Origin of the sequence: Streptomyces sp. N35, from assembly GCF_016464295.1 — a bacterium.
Taxonomy (GTDB): Bacteria; Actinomycetota; Actinomycetes; order Streptomycetales; family Streptomycetaceae; genus Streptomyces.
The window spans coordinates 1-16,837 of record NZ_JAEIMH010000096.1 but is presented as its reverse complement, the minus strand read 5'-3'; the positions used below and the strand labels follow the sequence as shown (position 1 = coordinate 16,837).

At 72.0% G+C, this 16,837-nt stretch carries 14 protein-coding genes and 1 pseudogene; 14 read left to right on the top strand and 1 reads right to left on the bottom strand.

Annotated features, from left to right (window positions below):
• Positions 1-125 precede the first annotated feature (125 nt).
• Entirely contained in the window at positions 126-1,955 is a 1,830-nt protein-coding gene (locus JAO81_RS35590) for an oxidoreductase (RefSeq protein WP_233416383.1), read from the bottom strand.
• Between the two features lie 141 nt (positions 1,956-2,096).
• Between JAO81_RS35590 and JAO81_RS35585 the strand changes: the two genes are divergently transcribed.
• The 14 genes and pseudogenes from JAO81_RS35585 to JAO81_RS35520 form a co-directional block, all read left to right on the top strand.
• The gene (locus JAO81_RS35585) at positions 2,097-2,507 is read left to right on the top strand and encodes a YrdB family protein (RefSeq protein WP_199552128.1); all 411 of its coding nucleotides are present in this window, start codon (positions 2,097-2,099) and stop codon (positions 2,505-2,507) included.
• Between the two features lie 212 nt (positions 2,508-2,719).
• A complete protein-coding gene (gene hisD / locus JAO81_RS35580; RefSeq protein WP_199552127.1) occupies positions 2,720-4,042 on the top strand; it encodes a histidinol dehydrogenase in 1,323 nt (440 codons plus the stop codon).
• Between the two features lie 8 nt (positions 4,043-4,050).
• Complete coding sequence (locus tag JAO81_RS35575; protein ID WP_307814061.1) at positions 4,051-5,172, top strand: histidinol-phosphate transaminase; 1,122 nt, start codon at positions 4,051-4,053, stop codon at positions 5,170-5,172.
• Entirely contained in the window at positions 5,169-5,762 is a 594-nt protein-coding gene (gene hisB / locus JAO81_RS35570) for an imidazoleglycerol-phosphate dehydratase HisB (protein WP_199552125.1), read from the top strand. The genes JAO81_RS35575 and hisB overlap by 4 nt, the downstream gene beginning before the upstream one ends.
• The gene (locus tag JAO81_RS35565; RefSeq protein WP_199552124.1) at positions 5,759-5,926 is read left to right on the top strand and encodes a hypothetical protein; all 168 of its coding nucleotides are present in this window, start codon (positions 5,759-5,761) and stop codon (positions 5,924-5,926) included. The genes hisB and JAO81_RS35565 overlap by 4 nt, the downstream gene beginning before the upstream one ends.
• A 5-nt stretch (positions 5,927-5,931) precedes the next feature.
• Positions 5,932-6,576, top strand: a complete 645-nt coding sequence (hisH, locus tag JAO81_RS35560) for an imidazole glycerol phosphate synthase subunit HisH (RefSeq protein WP_199552123.1) — start codon at positions 5,932-5,934, stop codon at positions 6,574-6,576.
• Positions 6,576-7,316, top strand: a complete 741-nt coding sequence (gene priA / locus JAO81_RS35555) for a bifunctional 1-(5-phosphoribosyl)-5-((5-phosphoribosylamino)methylideneamino)imidazole-4-carboxamide isomerase/phosphoribosylanthranilate isomerase PriA (protein WP_199552122.1) — start codon at positions 6,576-6,578, stop codon at positions 7,314-7,316. The genes hisH and priA overlap by 1 nt, the downstream gene beginning before the upstream one ends.
• Positions 7,313-8,068 carry an imidazole glycerol phosphate synthase subunit HisF gene (gene hisF / locus JAO81_RS35550; protein WP_199552121.1) on the top strand — a complete coding sequence of 252 codons (756 nt, stop codon included), beginning with the start codon at positions 7,313-7,315 and terminating at the stop codon, positions 8,066-8,068. The genes priA and hisF overlap by 4 nt, the downstream gene beginning before the upstream one ends.
• A 129-nt stretch (positions 8,069-8,197) precedes the next feature.
• A complete protein-coding gene (locus JAO81_RS35545; protein WP_199552120.1) occupies positions 8,198-9,442 on the top strand; it encodes a DNA sulfur modification protein DndB in 1,245 nt (414 codons plus the stop codon).
• Positions 9,443-9,554: 112 nt separating this feature from the next.
• A complete protein-coding gene (locus JAO81_RS35540) occupies positions 9,555-10,202 on the top strand; it encodes an NYN domain-containing protein (protein WP_199552119.1) in 648 nt (215 codons plus the stop codon).
• Positions 10,203-10,312: 110 nt separating this feature from the next.
• Positions 10,313-11,617, top strand: coding sequence for an MFS transporter (locus tag JAO81_RS35535; protein ID WP_199552118.1), 1,305 nt, complete (start codon positions 10,313-10,315; stop codon positions 11,615-11,617).
• 105 nt (positions 11,618-11,722) lie between these two features.
• Entirely contained in the window at positions 11,723-12,310 is a 588-nt protein-coding gene (locus JAO81_RS35530; protein WP_199552117.1) for a transcriptional regulator, read from the top strand.
• On the top strand, positions 12,307-13,644 hold the full coding sequence (locus JAO81_RS35525) for an MFS transporter (RefSeq protein ID WP_307814059.1): 1,338 nt from the start codon (positions 12,307-12,309) through the stop codon (positions 13,642-13,644). The genes JAO81_RS35530 and JAO81_RS35525 overlap by 4 nt, the downstream gene beginning before the upstream one ends.
• Positions 13,645-13,858: 214 nt before the next feature.
• Positions 13,859-14,665, top strand: a pseudogene (locus JAO81_RS35520) (alpha/beta hydrolase family protein); the annotation flags it as partial.
• Between the last annotated feature and the right edge of the window lie 2,172 nt (positions 14,666-16,837).

The following is a 16,837-nucleotide window of genomic DNA, read 5'->3' as shown; positions in this document are numbered from 1 at the left end:
CGTCGCGGCGGGGCCGTACTCGTCCTGGCCCGCCGCGACGAGTGCGGGGGCGAGTCGTTCGTCGGGTGCGTCGAGCAGCACCTGGTCGTCGGCGGGCAGGCCGACGGCGAGGTGCTTGGTGTGCTTCAGCATCCGGGCTGTGCTGATGAGGGCGCGTAGCAGTGCCATGGTGCGGGGGAAGACCGGTGAGCTGGGCGGATGGTTGCTGCGTGGTGGGTAACGGTTCGGGTGCGGTGGGGTGCGGTGGGTGGGGGACTTGGGAGTGCGGGTGGGTGGGGGACTTGGGGGGGGGAGGGGGGGGGTCTGGGGAGTGTGGGTGTCACGGGGTTTACGGGGGCCCCTATTCGCCGCCCCCGCCACCCTCGGCGCAACAGCCGCGAAGCCCCCGCCGCCACCGTTGTCGCCAGGACCCAGCCGAGGAGGACCAGGGAGGCGGCCAGCCACTGCCAGGGGCCCTCGACGCGCCAGTAACCGTCCTGGCCGAGGTTCATCACCGGCAGGATCAGGTCGAGCGAGTACAGGACCGGCTGGTAGTGGGGGCCCTCGCCGGACTTCATCGCCGCCGGGTCGTAGTGCGAGAAGGCATAGCCGCCGAGCGCCCACAGGACCGCCATCCACAGCGCCGCACGGCCCGGCCGGTATCCGTACGCGACCGTCCAGTCCTGCAGGTAACCCCAGAGCTTGCCCGCGACCGGGAGCGTCTGGCGGCGGCGGCGCTGTTTGGCGAGCAGGACCTCGCGGGCCTCGGAGTCCTCGCCGGTGTCGCGCAGCACCGCGGCGAGGCGTTCGTACGGTTCCGGGTTGTACTCGGGAGTGGCCGCCTCGACCCAGTCCAGGCGGGTGGGCAGCGGGAACTTGCCGACCGGGATGAGGTTCTCGTACCCGAAACCGTTCATCTGCAGATGCCCGGGGCCCGGCCAGCTCGCGGCCCTGTCGCGCAGGCTCGTCACCTTCGCGCCGGACAGCACCACTGTGCCGCCCTCCGGCCGCTCACCGAGGAAGCGCAGTTCGGCGGTCTGCACCCGGCGCAGCGAGAGTTCGTGGTCCTCGCCCATGAGCAGCAGGGCGCGGTCGAAGTCGACCGCGTCGGTGAAGCGCCCGTCGTCGAGCCGGATGCCGCCACGGCATTCGAAGCGCTGGATCCGCACGCCGCGCGCCGGGGTCGCACCGGCGGTGAACACGGGATCCACTATGGCCGCCGGCGTCAGATACAGGGCGCGCTCGACGGTCAGCTGCGGGGCGTTGAGGGCGTACTTGCCCGTTTCGTTGAGCATCCGGCTGCCGCGCAGGCTCAGCGAGACCCCGACCTTCGCGCCGCGCATCCGGAACTCCCCGTAGGACTCCATGAGTTCGGCCTGCAGGTCCTGGCCGACCGAGAGCCCGTCCGCGTTGACCGTGCGGTCCTGGCGGTCGTGGTGCACCACGGCCTGGCTGAGCAGCAGATCCGTGCCGATCTGGGCGTCCGTGAGCCGGATGCCGCGGTGCACACGGCAGCGCGGCAGATGCAGATCGCCCTCGGTCTGCAGCCGGGCGGCCTCCAGGCGGGGGATCGAGCAGTTCAGCAGGCGCAGGGTGGTGAAGCGGCTCTCGGGAAGGGAGATCTCCTTCTCGAAGCGGCAGTCCTTCATCTCCACGTACGGGGTCACGGTGCCGCCCGCGACGTCGAGGTAACCGGTGATCCGCACACCCGTGAGCTTGATGGCGGCGACTCGTCCGTCACGCGCCGGCGGACCCGCCAGCATCAGCATGCAGACCACCCGGGCCCGTACGCTGCGCTCCTCGCCCCAGTGGTGCACCCCGTGCGGGTCGTCGACCTCCGGGGCGCCGGTGGACAGGTCGTAGCGGGTCCCGTTCTGGAACGCCTGCCACATCCCCGCCTCGGCCGCCGTCAGATCGTCCGGCATCTCCGTCGTCACCTCGGTACGTCCCCTCCCGTACTCGTACACCCGTGTCATACGTACCGGTGTGATGCCCGGCCGGTGACCGGCTGAACGCTAGTGGTGCGGGAGATCGGAGGGGATCGGTATCGGCCAGGGGGTGCTTGTGCCACTCTGAGCCGCACGTGGCCCGTGCGGGCCGACCCTGGGGAGGGGCGCATGGCGGGTGGGCAAGCGCATGGGCGGCCGGCGCTCGACGGGCCGCCGTGGGTGGTGGCCAACGAGCTGCTGGCCTTCGTGATCGAGATGGGCGCCCTGGGGGCGCTCGCCTGGTGGGGCTTCGCCACCGGGGACGGCATCCTGCTGAGCCTGCTGCTGGGGCTGGGCACGCCTGCCGTGGCGATCGTGCTGTGGGGGCAGTTCGCGGCGCCGAAGGCGAAGCGGCCGCCGGGGCTGCCGGGCGTGCTCCTGGTGAAAGCCTTGGTCCTGGGCGGTGGCGCGGCGGCGCTGTACGGACTCGGGCACCCGGTCGCGGCCGTGATCGCGGCGGTCGTGGTGGCCGGGAACACGGCGGTTCTCGAGATCTACCGCAAGCAGGCAGGGGCCGCGGCCCCGAACGTGCGGCGATGACCGGCCCGGGCCTTCACGCGGCCTGATCGTGCGGCGATGACGGTCGGGGCCCTCACGCGGCCTGATCGTGCGGCGATGACCGGCCGGGGGCCGTACGCGGCCTGATCCGGGCGGGAACGCCGGCCGGGGCCGGAATCAGCCGGCAGGTGCGCTCGTATCAGCCAGTGGATACGCGCGACGACGCCGCGCGCCCGTCTGCGAGAATTGGGCACGTGATCTCTCGAATCGACCTGCGCGGCAGCGCCCTCCCCCAGGGCGCCGGCCTGCGCGCACTGCTGCCCCGAGCCGAGTTCGACGTCGCGGCCGCCCTGGACAAGGTGCGGCCCATCTGCGAGGACGTCCATCATCGGGGCGACGCGGCGCTGGTCGAGTACGCGGAGAAGTTCGACGGAGTAAAGCTGGCGAACGTACGGGTGCCGGCCGAGGCCCTGCGTACCGCGCTCGCCGAGCTCGACCCGCAGGTCAGGGCTGCCCTGGAGGAGTCCATCAAGCGGGCGCGCGCGGTGCACCGCGCGCAGCGCCGCACCACGCACACCACTCAGGTCGTGCCCGGCGGATCCGTGACCGAGAAGTGGGTTCCGGTCGAGCGCGTGGGGCTCTATGCGCCCGGCGGCCGCTCGGTCTACCCGTCCTCCGTGATCATGAACGTGGTGCCCGCCCAGGAAGCGGGCGTCGAGTCGATCGCGCTCGCCTCGCCGGCCCAGGCCGAGTTCGGCGGCCTTCCGCACCCGACGATCCTCGCCGCGTGCGCGCTGCTCGGTGTCGACGAGGTGTACGCCGCGGGCGGTGCGACGGCCGTCGCGATGTTCGCGTACGGCACCGAGTCCTGCCCGCCCGCGAACATGGTGACCGGCCCCGGCAACATCTGGGTGGCGGCCGCCAAGCGCTACTTCACCGGCAAGATCGGCATCGACGCCGAGGCCGGCCCCACCGAGATCGCGGTCCTCGCCGACGACACGGCCGACCCCGTGCACGTGGCGTCCGACCTGATCAGCCAGGCCGAGCACGACCCGCTGGCCGCCGCCGTCCTCGTCACGGACAGCGAAGCGCTCGCCGATGCCGTGGAGCGTGAGCTGGAGCCGCAGGTCGCGGCGTCCAAGCACATCGACGACCGGATCGTCCCCGCCCTCGAGGGCGAGCAGTCCGTGATCGTCCTCGTGGACACCCTGGAGGACGGCCTGAAGGTCGTCGACGCGTACGGCGCCGAGCACCTGGAGATCCAGACCGCCGACGCCACCGCCATGGCGGACCGCGTCAAGAACGCCGGCGCGATCTTCGTGGGCCCCTGGGCTCCCGTGTCGCTCGGCGACTACGCGGCCGGATCCAACCACGTGCTGCCCACCGGCGGCTGCGCCTGCCACTCCTCGGGCCTGAGCGTGCAGTCCTTCCTGCGCGGCATCCACATCGTGGACTACTCGCAGGACGCCCTCGCCGATGTCGCCCACCACGTGGTGACGCTGGCGGAGGCGGAGGACCTGCCGGCGCACGGCGCCGCGATCAAGGCGCGCTTCGGATGGAAGGTTCCGGGCCAGTGACCCAGCACGTGACAGGTATCGACGACCTGCCCATCCGCGAGGAGCTCAAGGGCAAGTCCCCTTACGGCGCCCCCCAGTTGGACGTCCCCGTCCGCCTGAACACCAACGAGAACCCGTACCCGCTGCCCGAGCCCCTCGTGCGGCGGATCGCCGAGCGCGTGACCGAAGCGGCCCGCGGCCTCAACCGCTACCCCGACCGCGACGCCGTCGAGCTGCGCACCGAGCTGGCCCGCTATCTCACGCGGACGGCGAAGCACCAGGTCGGCGTCGAGAACGTGTGGGCGGCCAACGGGTCCAACGAGGTCATCCAGCAGCTCCTGCAGACCTTCGGCGGCCCCGGCCGCACGGCGATCGGGTTCGAACCCTCGTACTCGATGCACGGGCTCATCTCGCGCGGCACGGGCACCGGCTGGATCTCGGGACCGCGCAACGACGACTTCACCATCGATGTCGAGGCGGCGACGAAGGCGATCGCCGAGCAGGCCCCGGACGTCACCTTCATCACCTCGCCCAACAACCCGACGGGCACGGCTGTCGAGGCCGGGACGGTGCTCGCGCTGTACGAGGCCGCACAGGCCGCCAAGCCGTCCCTGGTCGTGGTCGACGAGGCGTACATCGAGTTCAGCCACGGCGACTCGCTGCTTCCGCTGATCGAGGGCCGCCCGAACCTCGTCGTCTCGCGCACCATGTCCAAGGCCTTCGGCGCGGCAGGGCTCCGCCTCGGCTATCTCGCCGCGCACCCCGCGGTCGTGGACGCGGTGCAGCTCGTACGCCTTCCGTACCACCTGTCGGCCGTCACCCAGGCCACCGCGCTCGCGGCCCTGGAGCACACCGACACCCTGCTCGCGTATGTGGAGCAGCTGAAGCAGGAGCGCGACCGGCTCGTCGGCGAGCTGCGCGCGCTCGGCTATGAAGTCACCCCGTCCGACGCCAACTTCGTGCAGTTCGGACGATTCGACGGCGAGGGTGCCGCCCACGCCGTATGGCAGCAGATCCTCGACCGGGGCGTCCTGGTCCGGGACAACGGCGTACCGGGCTGGCTGCGGGTCACCGCGGGCACGCCCGAGGAGAACGACGCGTTCCTCGACGCGGTACGAGACCTCAAGAAGGAGCAGGAGCAGAGCGCATGAGCCGCATCGGACGCGTGGAGCGGACCACCAAGGAGACCTCCGTCGTCGTCGAGATCGACCTCGACGGCAGCGGAAAGGTCGATGTGTCGACCGGGGTCGGCTTCTACGACCACATGCTCGACCAGCTCGGCCGGCACGGCCTGTTCGACCTCACGGTGAAGACCGAGGGCGACCTCCACATCGACTCGCACCACACCATCGAGGACACCGCGCTCGCTCTCGGCGCCGCCTTCAAGCAGGCGCTCGGCGACAAGGTCGGCATCTACCGCTTCGGCAACTGCACCGTCCCGCTGGACGAGTCGCTCGCCCAGGTGACCGTCGACCTGTCGGGCCGCCCGTACCTCGTGCACACCGAGCCCGAGAACATGGCGCCCATGATCGGCGCGTACGACACCACGATGACCCGGCACATCCTGGAGTCCTTCGTGGCGCAGGCGCAGATCGCGCTGCACGTCCACGTCCCGTACGGGCGCAACGCCCACCACATCGTCGAGTGCCAGTTCAAGGCCCTGGCCCGCGCGCTGCGTTACGCCTCCGAGCGCGACCCGCGTGCGGCCGGCATCCTCCCGTCCACGAAGGGTGCGCTGTGACCGGCCTCTCCACCATCCTGATCGTCGTCGGCCTCTTCCTGGCCGGCGGTGTCTACTCCTTCAGCAAGCAGAAGATGCCCAAGGGCCTCATCGTCCTGCTCGCCATCGGCTCCGTGATGTGTCTGGTGGCGGGCGTTCTGCGGATTCAGGGAATCTGGGAGTGAGCGGCATGACCGGCACCGCCAAGAAGGTCGTCGTCTTCGACTACGGCTTCGGCAACGTCCGTTCCGCCGAGCGCGCGCTCGCCCGGGTCGGCGCGGACGTCGAGATAACCCGCGACTACGACAAGGCGATGAACGCCGACGGGCTGCTCGTGCCCGGCGTCGGCGCGTTCGCCGCCTGTATGAACGGTCTCAAGCAGGCCCGCGGCGACTGGATCGTCGGCCGCCGCCTTTCCGGCGGACGCCCGGTGATGGGCATCTGCGTCGGGATGCAGATCCTCTTCGAGCGCGGCATCGAGCACGGCGTCGAGACCGAGGGCCTCGACGAGTGGCCCGGCACGGTCGGCCCGCTGGAGGCCGACGTGGTCCCGCACATGGGCTGGAACACGGTCGAGGCCCCCGAGGACTCGCGGCTCTTCGCCGGTCTGGACGCGGACGCCCGCTTCTACTTCGTGCACTCGTACGCGGTCCACGACTGGACGCTCGAGGTCACCAACCCGACGATCGCCGCCCCGCGCGTCACCTGGTCCACCCACGGCAAGCCCTTCGTGGCCGCCGTCGAGAACAGTGCGCTGTGGGCCACCCAGTTCCACCCCGAGAAGTCCGGCGACGCCGGTGCGCAGCTCCTGACCAACTGGATCGGAACCCTCTGATGTCCCCTTCCTCTTCTGAGAAGCTCGAACTCCTGCCCGCCGTCGACGTCCGCGACGGCCAGGCCGTCCGCCTCGTCCACGGCGAATCCGGTACGGAGACCTCGTACGGCTCCCCGCTCGAGGCCGCCCTCGCCTGGCAGAGCGCGGGCGCCGAGTGGCTGCATCTCGTGGACCTGGACGCCGCGTTCGGCACCGGCGACAACCGTGCGCTGATCGCCGAGGTCACCGGCGCGATGGACATCAAAGTCGAGCTCTCCGGCGGCATCCGCGACGACGCCTCCCTCGAGGCCGCGCTCGCCACCGGCTGCACCCGCGTCAACCTGGGCACCGCCGCCCTGGAGACCCCCGAGTGGGTCGCCAAGGTCATCGCCTCCCACGGCGACAAGATCGCGGTCGGCCTGGACGTCCGCGGGACGACGCTGCGCGGCCGCGGCTGGACCCGCGACGGCGGGGACCTGTACGAGACCCTGGAGCGCCTCAACTCCGAGGGCTGCGCCCGCTATGTCGTCACCGACATCGCCAAGGACGGCACGCTGCAGGGCCCCAACCTGGAACTCCTGCGCAATGTCTGCGCGGCGACCGACCGCCCCGTCGTCGCCTCGGGCGGCGTCTCGTCGCTCGACGACCTGCGCGCGATCGCCTCGCTCGTCCCGCTGGGCGTCGAGGGCTCGATCGTGGGCAAGGCGCTCTACGCCAAGCAGTTCACGCTGGAAGAGGCCCTCGCGGCGGTGTCCGTATGACGCTCTCCGTCCGTGTGATCCCCTGCCTGGACGTCGACAACGGCCGGGTCGTCAAGGGCGTCAACTTCCAGAACCTGCGCGACGCGGGCGACCCCGTCGAGATGGCCAAGGTGTACGACGCCGAGGGCGCCGACGAGCTGACCTTCCTCGACATCACGGCCTCGTCGGGCAACCGCGAGACCACCTACGACGTGGTCCGCCGCACCGCCGAGCAGGTCTTCATCCCGCTCACGGTCGGCGGCGGCGTGCGCACCGCCGAGGACGTCGACAAGCTGCTGCGGGCCGGCGCGGACAAGGTGGGCGTGAACACGGCCGCCATCGCGCGCCCCGACCTGATCCGTGAGATCGCCGAGCGCTTCGGCCGCCAGGTCCTCGTCCTCTCGGTCGACGCCCGTCGCACCGAGTCCGGCTCCTTCGAGGTCACCACCCACGGCGGCCGCAAGTCCGCGGGCATCGACGCCGTCGAATGGGCCCACCAGGCGGCCGAGTTGGGCGCGGGCGAGATCCTGCTCAACTCGATGGACGCGGACGGCACCAAGGACGGCTACGACATCGAGATGATCGAGGCCGTACGCAAGCACGTCACCGTGCCCGTGATCGCCTCGGGCGGCGCCGGCAGGCTGGAGCACTTCGCCCCGGCGGTGGCGGCGGGCGCCGACGCGGTCCTGGCCGCGTCCGTCTTCCACTTCGGCGATCTGCGGATCGGCGAGGTGAAGTCGGCGCTGCGCGACGCCGGGCACGTGGTGCGCTGAGCACCGGAGACGGAGTTCGGCACGCCGAGTCTTCTCAAGCCGCTTCGAGTCCTTCTCGAGAAAAAACCTGCGGCAACCTTGAGTTGAGCCCTAACCTGGTCCAAGTAGGCAATGTGGCCAGGGAGTTGGGTGGGGGCTGTGGCGAAGACCGGTACGGGTGCGTTCGATCCCTCGGCGGGGCAGTTCATCCGCTGTATGCCGGTGGACGGCCGGACCACACACATCCAGGTGCAGTTCAAGCAGCTGCGCGTCGTCACCCATGACCCGGTGGCCCTCCAGCCGGGGAACGCGCGGCTGCGCCCCAGCGACGTCACGGAGGAGGACGTCGAGCTGCACGCGGAGGTCCAGCGGGGCATCGAGCACGGCAAGAAGTCCAATATCCCCAGCTACGCGGAGTACATCCTGCGGCATGTGACGGGGGAGCAGGTCGGCGTGCTGCCCCCCATGCACCTGTGGACCGAACGGGAGCTGTCCATCCACCAGTTCCCGGACCAGGACGGTGTCGTCCAGCATTTCCTGTGCGTGCCGCACGGCCTGAACCTGATCGCCATCGACGGTGAGACGCAGCTGGCGAGCCACTACCACCTCCAGCAGGACCCGACACTTCCGCAGGAGGTCAAGGAGCGCCATGCCGCGGCGCAGTTGAGCGCTGTCGTGCATGACGCACGGCCGGCCCTGGAGGCCCGCAAGTTCTTCTACGACCTCAACGTCCTCGGCGTGAAGGTGAACACCACCATCGCCCTCGCGATGGACACCACCGATCCGCTGATGGGCATCGTCGGCAGGCTCTCCGAGGACGTGCCGTTCTTCCGCGGCAAGGTGGAGCGGATCTCCCGGCAGATCAAGAAGAACAGCCTCAAGGTCATCAAGGTGCAGGATCTGCGGCAGGTCGTCGTCAACATGGTGCACGGCATCGCGGGAGTGCAGTACGGGGCCAAGCCGGCCCCCGTCGACAAGGTCGCCCTGGACGAGCTGGAGACGGTGGCCAGAGAGTGGCTCACGGCGTACACGGAGGCCTTCGGTGCCGAACTGACGGACCGGGAGACCTGTGTGGCCGGCACGGGTACGGTGCTCGCCGCAGTCGGCGCGCTCGGCCAGAGCCTGCTCGACGCCCCTGCCGAGGAGCGGTCCGGCCGCCGCGACGCACTGATCGCGAGCCTCGCGCAGATCGACTGGCGCAAGGGCGACCACTGGCTCGGCACGGTGCTGACCCAGACCCCCAAGGGCAACTACACGATCAACGGCCCCAAGCAGTCCGCGTACGCCGTCCACGCGGCGCTCTCCCACGAGGACACCACGGCGTACCGCAGGGTGCGGCATCAGCCGGAGCCGACGTCCGCATCCGAAGAGCCCGCGGGGGAGCCCGCCGCGTAGTCCACCGGCAGCCGACGCAAAAAAACGGCCCCGTCGCCGGGGCCGTTCCTGTCGGCTTGCGCCGAACTCGTACATCCAGACTAGCAGCCAGCCCTTCGGCCGGGAGAAGCTCGTGAGCACCGTCATCGCCTACGTCGACGGATTCAACCTCTACTACGGAATGCGTGCGAAGTACGGCCACCGCTACTACTGGCTGGACCTTGCGGCGCTGGTCAGAAGGGTGCGGCCGCAGGACTCGCTGGTCGGCGTCCGCTACTTCACGGCGCCCGTACGGGGAGAGCCCGCGGCGGCCGCGAACCAGTCGGTCTACCTGGACGCGCTGGCCGCGCACAGTCCGGCAGAGGTCGAGACGGTGCTCGGCCGGTTCGCCGCGAAGCGGCTGCGCTGCAAGACCTGCCGCGGACCCCTGACGTGCGCCTGCACACCGCCGGTCAGCCATCGGACGTACGAGGAGAAGGCGACCGATGTCGCGATCGGTGCCCGGCTCGTGGAGGACAGCGCCCTGCGGGCCTCGGACGTGGCCCTGATCGTCTCGGCCGACACGGATCTGGTGCCGGCCATCGAGGCCGCGCAGCGCCTTGATCCGGCGCGTGCGATCTATATGGCTCTGCCGCCGGGCCATATGCGGCCCAGCCGGCACTTCAGCACGGTCGGCTACTTCAACATCAACGAGTCGGCGCTGCGCGCCTGCCAGCTTCCGCCGCTCGTCAAGGACGCGGTCTCGGGGGCGGTGTACGCCCGACCGGCCAAGTGGCACTGAGGGTGTTCGGGAGCGCAGCGCGGGCGGTTGCGCGGGGCTGCCGGCCGCCACCTCTCACCGTACGGAAATCGCTTGCCCCGTACGGCAGTCGGGCGAGATCATCGCCGTTCGTGAATGCTGACGCGCCCTCGCACGCGAAATCGCCCGGATCCTCCGCAACCGAATCCTCCGCAACCGAACCGTCCGCGCCTCTCCCCGTCCACCGCGACGGCAACGTCCTGCGCTGGCTCAGCGCGTACGCCGCCTCCATGGTCGGCGACAGCGTGTACTTTCTGGCCCTCGGCTGGGCCGCCGCCCAAGTCGCCGGGCCCGCGCAGGTGGGCGTGGTGATGGCCGTCGGTGCCGTGCCGCGAGCGCTGCTGATGCTCGGCGGGGGAGTGGTCGCCGACCGGTTCGGGCCGCGCAAGGTCGTCATCGGCTCGGACGCCGCCCGGTCGCTCCTGATCCTCGCCGCGGCCGCCGCCCTGTGGCTGGCCACCCCCGGGCTCTGGCTCCTCGTGGTGCTCGCGCTGGTCTTCGGTGTCGTGGACGCCCTGTTCATGCCCGCGGTCGGGGCGCTGCCCACGCGCATCACCTCGCGCGGCGAGCTGATGCGGCTGCTCGGCTTCAAGGCCTTCGTGGACCGCATGGGCAGGCTGGCCGGGCCGCCGACGGCCGGGTTCGCGCTCGGCGTGGGCGGTCCCGAGGCGGCGTTCGCGGCGGCGGGTGTGCTGTTCGCCCTGTCGCTCGCGCTGCTGATCGCCGTACGGATCGCACCGGTGCTGCCCGACGACGCGGCGGCCACGGGGGCGCAACGCACCTCGGCCTGGCGGGAGTTGAGGGACGGGCTCCGTTACGTCCGCCGGCATCCCGTGGTCGGCCCGCTGGTCGTGTCCGGCGCCATCAGCCAGATCGGCATCTCCCCGCCGCTCACCGTGGGCATCGTGCTGCTCGGTGAGGAGCGCGGCTGGAGCCCTGCCGGAGTCGGCCTCATCCTGGGGACGATGGCGCTCGGCGCGGGGATCAGCACGCTCGGGCTCGCCGTCGCCGGACGGTTCCCCCGGGCCGGCCTCTGGGCGACGGTCACCCTCGCGGTGGCATCCGTCGCGATCGGCGCCATCGGGCTGCTGCCGACCGTCGCCGGTGCCGCGGCCGTGGCGCTGCTCGCGGGTCTGGTGAGCGGGATATGCGGCGGCCTCTCCTCGACGCTGATCCAGGCCAACACCGAGCCCGGCTATCTGGGCCGGGTCTCCTCGGTGATGGCCTTCACGGCGGTGGGCCTGACGCCGCTGTTCTTCCCGGTGGGCGGCTGGGCGGCCGGGGTGTGGGGCGCGCAGCCGCTGTTCGTCGTGGGCGGCGCGGTCAGCATGGCGGCCGCCCTGCTGCCGCTGGCCGCCCGTGCTGTCTGGCACGCGGAGCTCCCCGACAAGCGCTGAGTCCTCCCGGAGCAGGGCATGGACCGCACCCGCCCAAGGTAGATAGGAAAGGAAAGTTGCGCAAAATTAGTTGTGCAACTTTTCTTTCCTATCTACCTTGGGGGCATGGCAGAGAAGAAGGCGCGGCAGATCACGGACGTCGAGACGCTCAAGGCGCTCGGCCACCCGTTGCGCATGAAGCTGTTCCGCGCGGTCTATGCCGCGCGCACCGCGACGGCCTCGCAGCTCGCGCAGACCGTGGACGAGGCGGTGTCGCTGGTCAGCTATCACCTGCGTACGCTCGCCAAGCACGGCCTGATCGAGGAGGCCGAGGGGCAGGGGAGCGACGGGCGTGAGCGCTGGTGGAAGCCGGCCGCGCAGTCGCTGACCATCAGCGACGAGGACTTCATCGACGAGCCCGGCAAGGCCGCCGCCCACCGCTCGGTCACGCGGCTCTTCCGGGATCAGCGTGCCGAGCTGTACGCGCGCTATGTCGACGAGAAGGCCGCTTGGGGTGCCGAGTGGCGTAAGGCGGCCTTCGACTCGGAGTACCTGCCCCGGCTGACCGCGCCCGAACTCGCCTCGCTGAGCAAGGAGTTGGACGCGGTACTGCGCAAGTACGACGAGGCCGGCCGCGCGGCCGAGGCGGCGGGCGAGACCGAGGGCCGTGAGCAGATCGCGGTCCACCTCTACGGCTTCCCCTTCCGCCCGTGAGCGCCCCGGCGAGCGCCCCGACGGGTGGCATAGCCCAGGCCGTGGACCGCCCTGCCCACCGCGACCCCAACGTCCTGCGCTGGCTCGGTGCCTACGGCTCCTCGATGATCGGCGACGCCGTCTACTTCATCGCCCTGTCGTGGGCCGCAGCCCGCACCGGCAGCGCGGGGCAGGCGGGGCTCGTCCTCGCGATCAGCGCCGTGCCGCGTGCCCTTCTGATGCTGTACGGAGGTGTGATCGCCGACCGGTTCGGGCCGCGCCGCGTCGTCATCGGCTCGGATGCCGTGCGCTTCGCCGTGATCCTCGTCGCGGCCGGTGTCCTTGTCGCCGCGCAGCCGGGGATCTGGTTCCTCGCGGTGATCGCCCTGGTCTTCGGCGCCGTCGACGCGGTCTTCATGCCGGCGGTCGGCGCGCTTCCCCCGCGTATCACCGGACCGTCCCAACTCGCCCGCGTCCAGGGCCTGCGCGGCCTCGCCGCCAGGATCGCCCTGGTCACCGGCGGTCCTGTGGGCGGGTTCGCGGTCGCGGCCGGCGGCTCGGCGGCGGCGTTCGCGGTGGCGGCCGCGCTGTTCGCCGTATCCCTGGTGCTGCTTCTCGCCGTACGGGTAAGGGAGTTGGCGCCCGACCAAAAGGCGGGGGACGGGCGGCCGGAATCCGGGCAGTTGCGTGCCGGACTGCGCTACATCCGCCGGCACAAGGTGCTGCTGCCGCTCATCGTCGCGATGGGTGTGACCGAGCTCGGCTTCTCCGGCCCCGCCAACATCGGCCTCGTGCTGCTCGCGGACGAACGGGGCTGGGGCGCCTCGGGGATGGGGCTGACCATCGCGGGCTTCGGGGTCGGCGCGGGCGCCGCCTCGCTGTTGCTCGCGGTGCGCGGACGGCTGCCGCGTGCGGGGCTGGTGCGGGCCTGCGCGGAGATCGGCGCAGCGGTGGCGCTGGCGGCGATCGCCTTCGCGCCTTCGGTGGCGTCGGCGGCCGTGGCCGGTCTGTTCGTCGGGCTGCTCGCGGGGACGGGCGGCGCGCTGAGCGGGGCGCTTCTGCAGACCCAGTCCGACCCCGCGTACATCGGGCGCGTCACCTCCGTCCACATGCTCCTCGCGCTGGGGCTCGCACCCCTCTGCTATCCGGTCACCGGCGCCGCGATCGGGATCTGGGGCTCGCGGCCGGTGTTCGTGGCGAGTGCCTGTCTGATCGTGGTCGGCTCGGTGATCGGACTCGTATCGCGGTCGCTGCGTACGGCGGAACTGCCGGGGGCCAAGCCGGCTGCCTCGGCGCGGACGGACGGCGCGTGCGAGGGGAACGTGCCGGTGGCGGGGGCGAGTTCGGCCGGGTGACCCGGGGTGCCGCCACGGGTGACCCTCCGTGCCGGCACTGGTGATTTCGCCGATGCACGGATTCCGGTTCCGCCCTGACAGTGGCGCCTGTCACTCACTGTTCCAGCGAGAGGAACCCTTCGTCGTGCAGCAGTTCACCGAAGAGAGCCGCACCCCCACCGCCGGACGGAACAAGGGCCGGACCCGCGCGGTCCGCGCCGGACTCGCCGCGCTCATGGCCGTCGGCGCGCTGATGACCTCGGGGTCCGTCACCGCCCATGGCGCGGACAACCCCTACGAGCGCGGTCCTGCGCCCACCCAGTCCAGCATCGAGGCCTCGCGCGGCCCGTACTCCGTGTCCCAGACCTCGGTCTCCTCCCTGAGCGCCTCAGGGTTCGGCGGCGGCACCATCTACTACCCGACCACCACGAGCGACGGCACCTTCGGCGCGGTGGTCATCTCGCCCGGCTTCACCGCGTACGAGTCCTCCATCGCCTGGCTCGGACCGCGTCTGGCCTCGCAGGGCTTCGTGGTGTTCACCATCGACACCCTCACCACGCTCGACCAGCCCGACAGCCGGGGCCGTCAACTCCTCGCCGCGCTCGACCACTTGACCCAGCGCAGCACCGTGCGCGGCCGGGTCGACGCCACCCGCCTCGGCGTCATGGGTCACTCCATGGGCGGCGGCGGCACCCTCGAGGCCGCCAAGAGCCGGCCCTCGCTCCAGGCGGCGATACCGCTCACCGGCTGGAACACCGACAAGACCTGGCCCGAACTGCGCACCCCCACACTCGTCGTGGGCGCGGACGGTGACAGCGTGGCGCCGGTGTCCTCGCACTCCGAGCCGTTCTACCAGAGCCTGCCGAGCAGCCTCGACAAGGCGTATCTGGAGCTCAACGGGGCGACACACTTCACGCCCAACAGCTCGAACACGACCATCGCGAAGTACAGCATTTCCTGGCTGAAGCGGTTCATCGACAACGACACCCGCTACGAGCAGTTCCTGTGCCCGCTGCCACGGCCGAGCTCGACGAGGGGGGAGCCCGGGGCCACCGGCCCGCCCGGGGGCTGCCCCGGGGGGGGGTTCCGGGCGGGGTGGCGGCCGGGTTCCGGTCGCATTGCCGCGGGATTGCGTCCGGGGTTCCGCACGTGGTTACGCGGCAGTAGCGTGCGATGCGTGACCGGAGCGGAATGGGCGGATCCAGGGGCCCGGCTGTACGGCCGGGACCGTGAACTGGCCTGGTGCGGGAGTCTGTTGGCGCAGCTCGAGGCCGGTCGGGGCGGGTCGTTGGTGGTCACCGGCGACCCCGGCCTCGGGCGTACGGCGCTGCTGCGGCACCTCGCCGGCACGTTCACGGGCGGGACGGCGTGCTATGCGCCCGCCGTCCCGCCGCGGGCCCTCCGCGGCGGTGTGCTCGGGCACCCCTACGCAGGCCACCCGGCCGGCGGGCTGCGGTCGGCGCCCCTGTCGGCCGCCCGGCCGCGGCCGCTCCTGGTGTGTGTGGACGACCTGCACCTGTGGCCCGACTCCCCTCGGACCGCGCTGCATACCGTGGCCCGGGGGCTGGCCGCCGAGCCGGCCCCCGTCGCGCTGATCCTGTCCGTCGCCGCCCACCGTGCCGCGGGCCTGTCCGAGGACCTGCCGGTCCTGCGACTCGCCCCGCTGGACGATGCGGCGGCGAACGCACTTCTGGAACGGCTCCTCACGGACCGGCCTGTGCCGGCGGATGTGCGTGAGGGGCTTGTGCGGGCGGATGTGCGTGAGGGGCTTGTGCGGGCGGATGTGCGTGACGGGCTTGTGCGGGCGGACGTGCGAGAGGGGCTTCTGCAGGCGGCGGGCGGCAGTCCGCTGGTCCTGCGGGAACTGGCGGCGGGGCTTGATCCGAGGGGTGAGGCGGGCGCCAAGGGCCGCACGGATGTCCGGCGTCCGTACAGGACGGGGGAAGTCCGGCTTGGTGAGGCCGACCCGCCGTCCCGGGCAGCGGAGTTCGCGCCCGGTGTGGCCGGCTCTCCTTCCCGGGCAGCGGAGGTTGCGCCCGGTGCGGTCGGTGCTCCGTGTCAGGCAACGGAGTTCGCGCCTGGTGCAGTCGGCTCTCCGGGCCCGGCAACGGAGTTCGAGCTCCGTGCAGCCGGATCTCCAAGCCCGGCAACGGCCCTGCGGCCGGACGCGGCAGGGGCCCTGCCCCCGGTGGCGGAAGCCCTGCTCGTCGACCCCCGTACCGCTCAGGCCCTCCGGCTCGTGGACGCCGCCGAGCGGGCCCGGCTCGAAGGGCGGCCGGACCGGGCGGCGCGGTTGCTCGCTCCGGTACGGCGGCTCGAGTTGCCCGACAGGGTGACCGGTCAGGTCGAACTGGTGCATGGTCTTGTGGAGTTGGGCGACGGGCCGATCGCCGACGCGCGGGCCTCCCTGCTGCTCGCCGCCCGCCGGCTCGCGGACCGAGACCCGGCCCAGGCGCTGCGCGCACACCTGGCCGCCGCCGAGGCGTCCTGGGCGATGGGCGACGCCGCCGCGTACCGGGAAGCCCTGGCCCCCCTGATCACGGACGCGCGCGCGGCGGGCACGGACCGTGAGGGCGGGCTCGGCGACGTGGGGCGAGCGGGTGCGAGCGGCTCCGCAGAGCCGAGGGCCGTGGGGCGCGCGGGTGTGAGCGGTTCCGGAGAGTCGGCCGTGGGCCGGGCGGGCGTGAGCGGCTCCGGAGAGCCGAGGGCCGTGGGGCAAGCGGGTGCCGGCGGTGACGCGGAGCCGAGGGCCGTGGGGCGAGCGGACGCCGGCGATGGCGCGGAGCCGAGGGCCGTGGGCCGAGCGGGTGCCGGCGGTGACGCGGAGGCGGGAGCCGTGGGGCGGGCCTTCGGGCTCGACGGCGCGCTCGGGACGTATCTGCGGGGGATGGGCGCCGTACTCAGCGGCGACGCACGGGGGTTCGAGGCAGGCCGCGGCACCCTGCGACAAGTGGTCGACGCCGCAGGAGAGGCGGACGAGGCCGAGCTGCTGCTGTGCGCCGGAGCCGCCGCCCTCGTCGTGGGCGACCTCACCGCCGCGTGCCGTCTCGGCAGCCGCGCGCTGGCCGCGGCGCGGGCCCGCGGGCAGGTCACCGCGGTGCCCAGGGCCCTGGAGCAGCTCGCCTACGCGGAGCTGCGCGCCGGCCGGCACCCCCGGGCCCCCGCCCCTGCCCAGGGAGGGGCGCGGGCCGCCCGCCGGGCCGGGCGGCGCCAC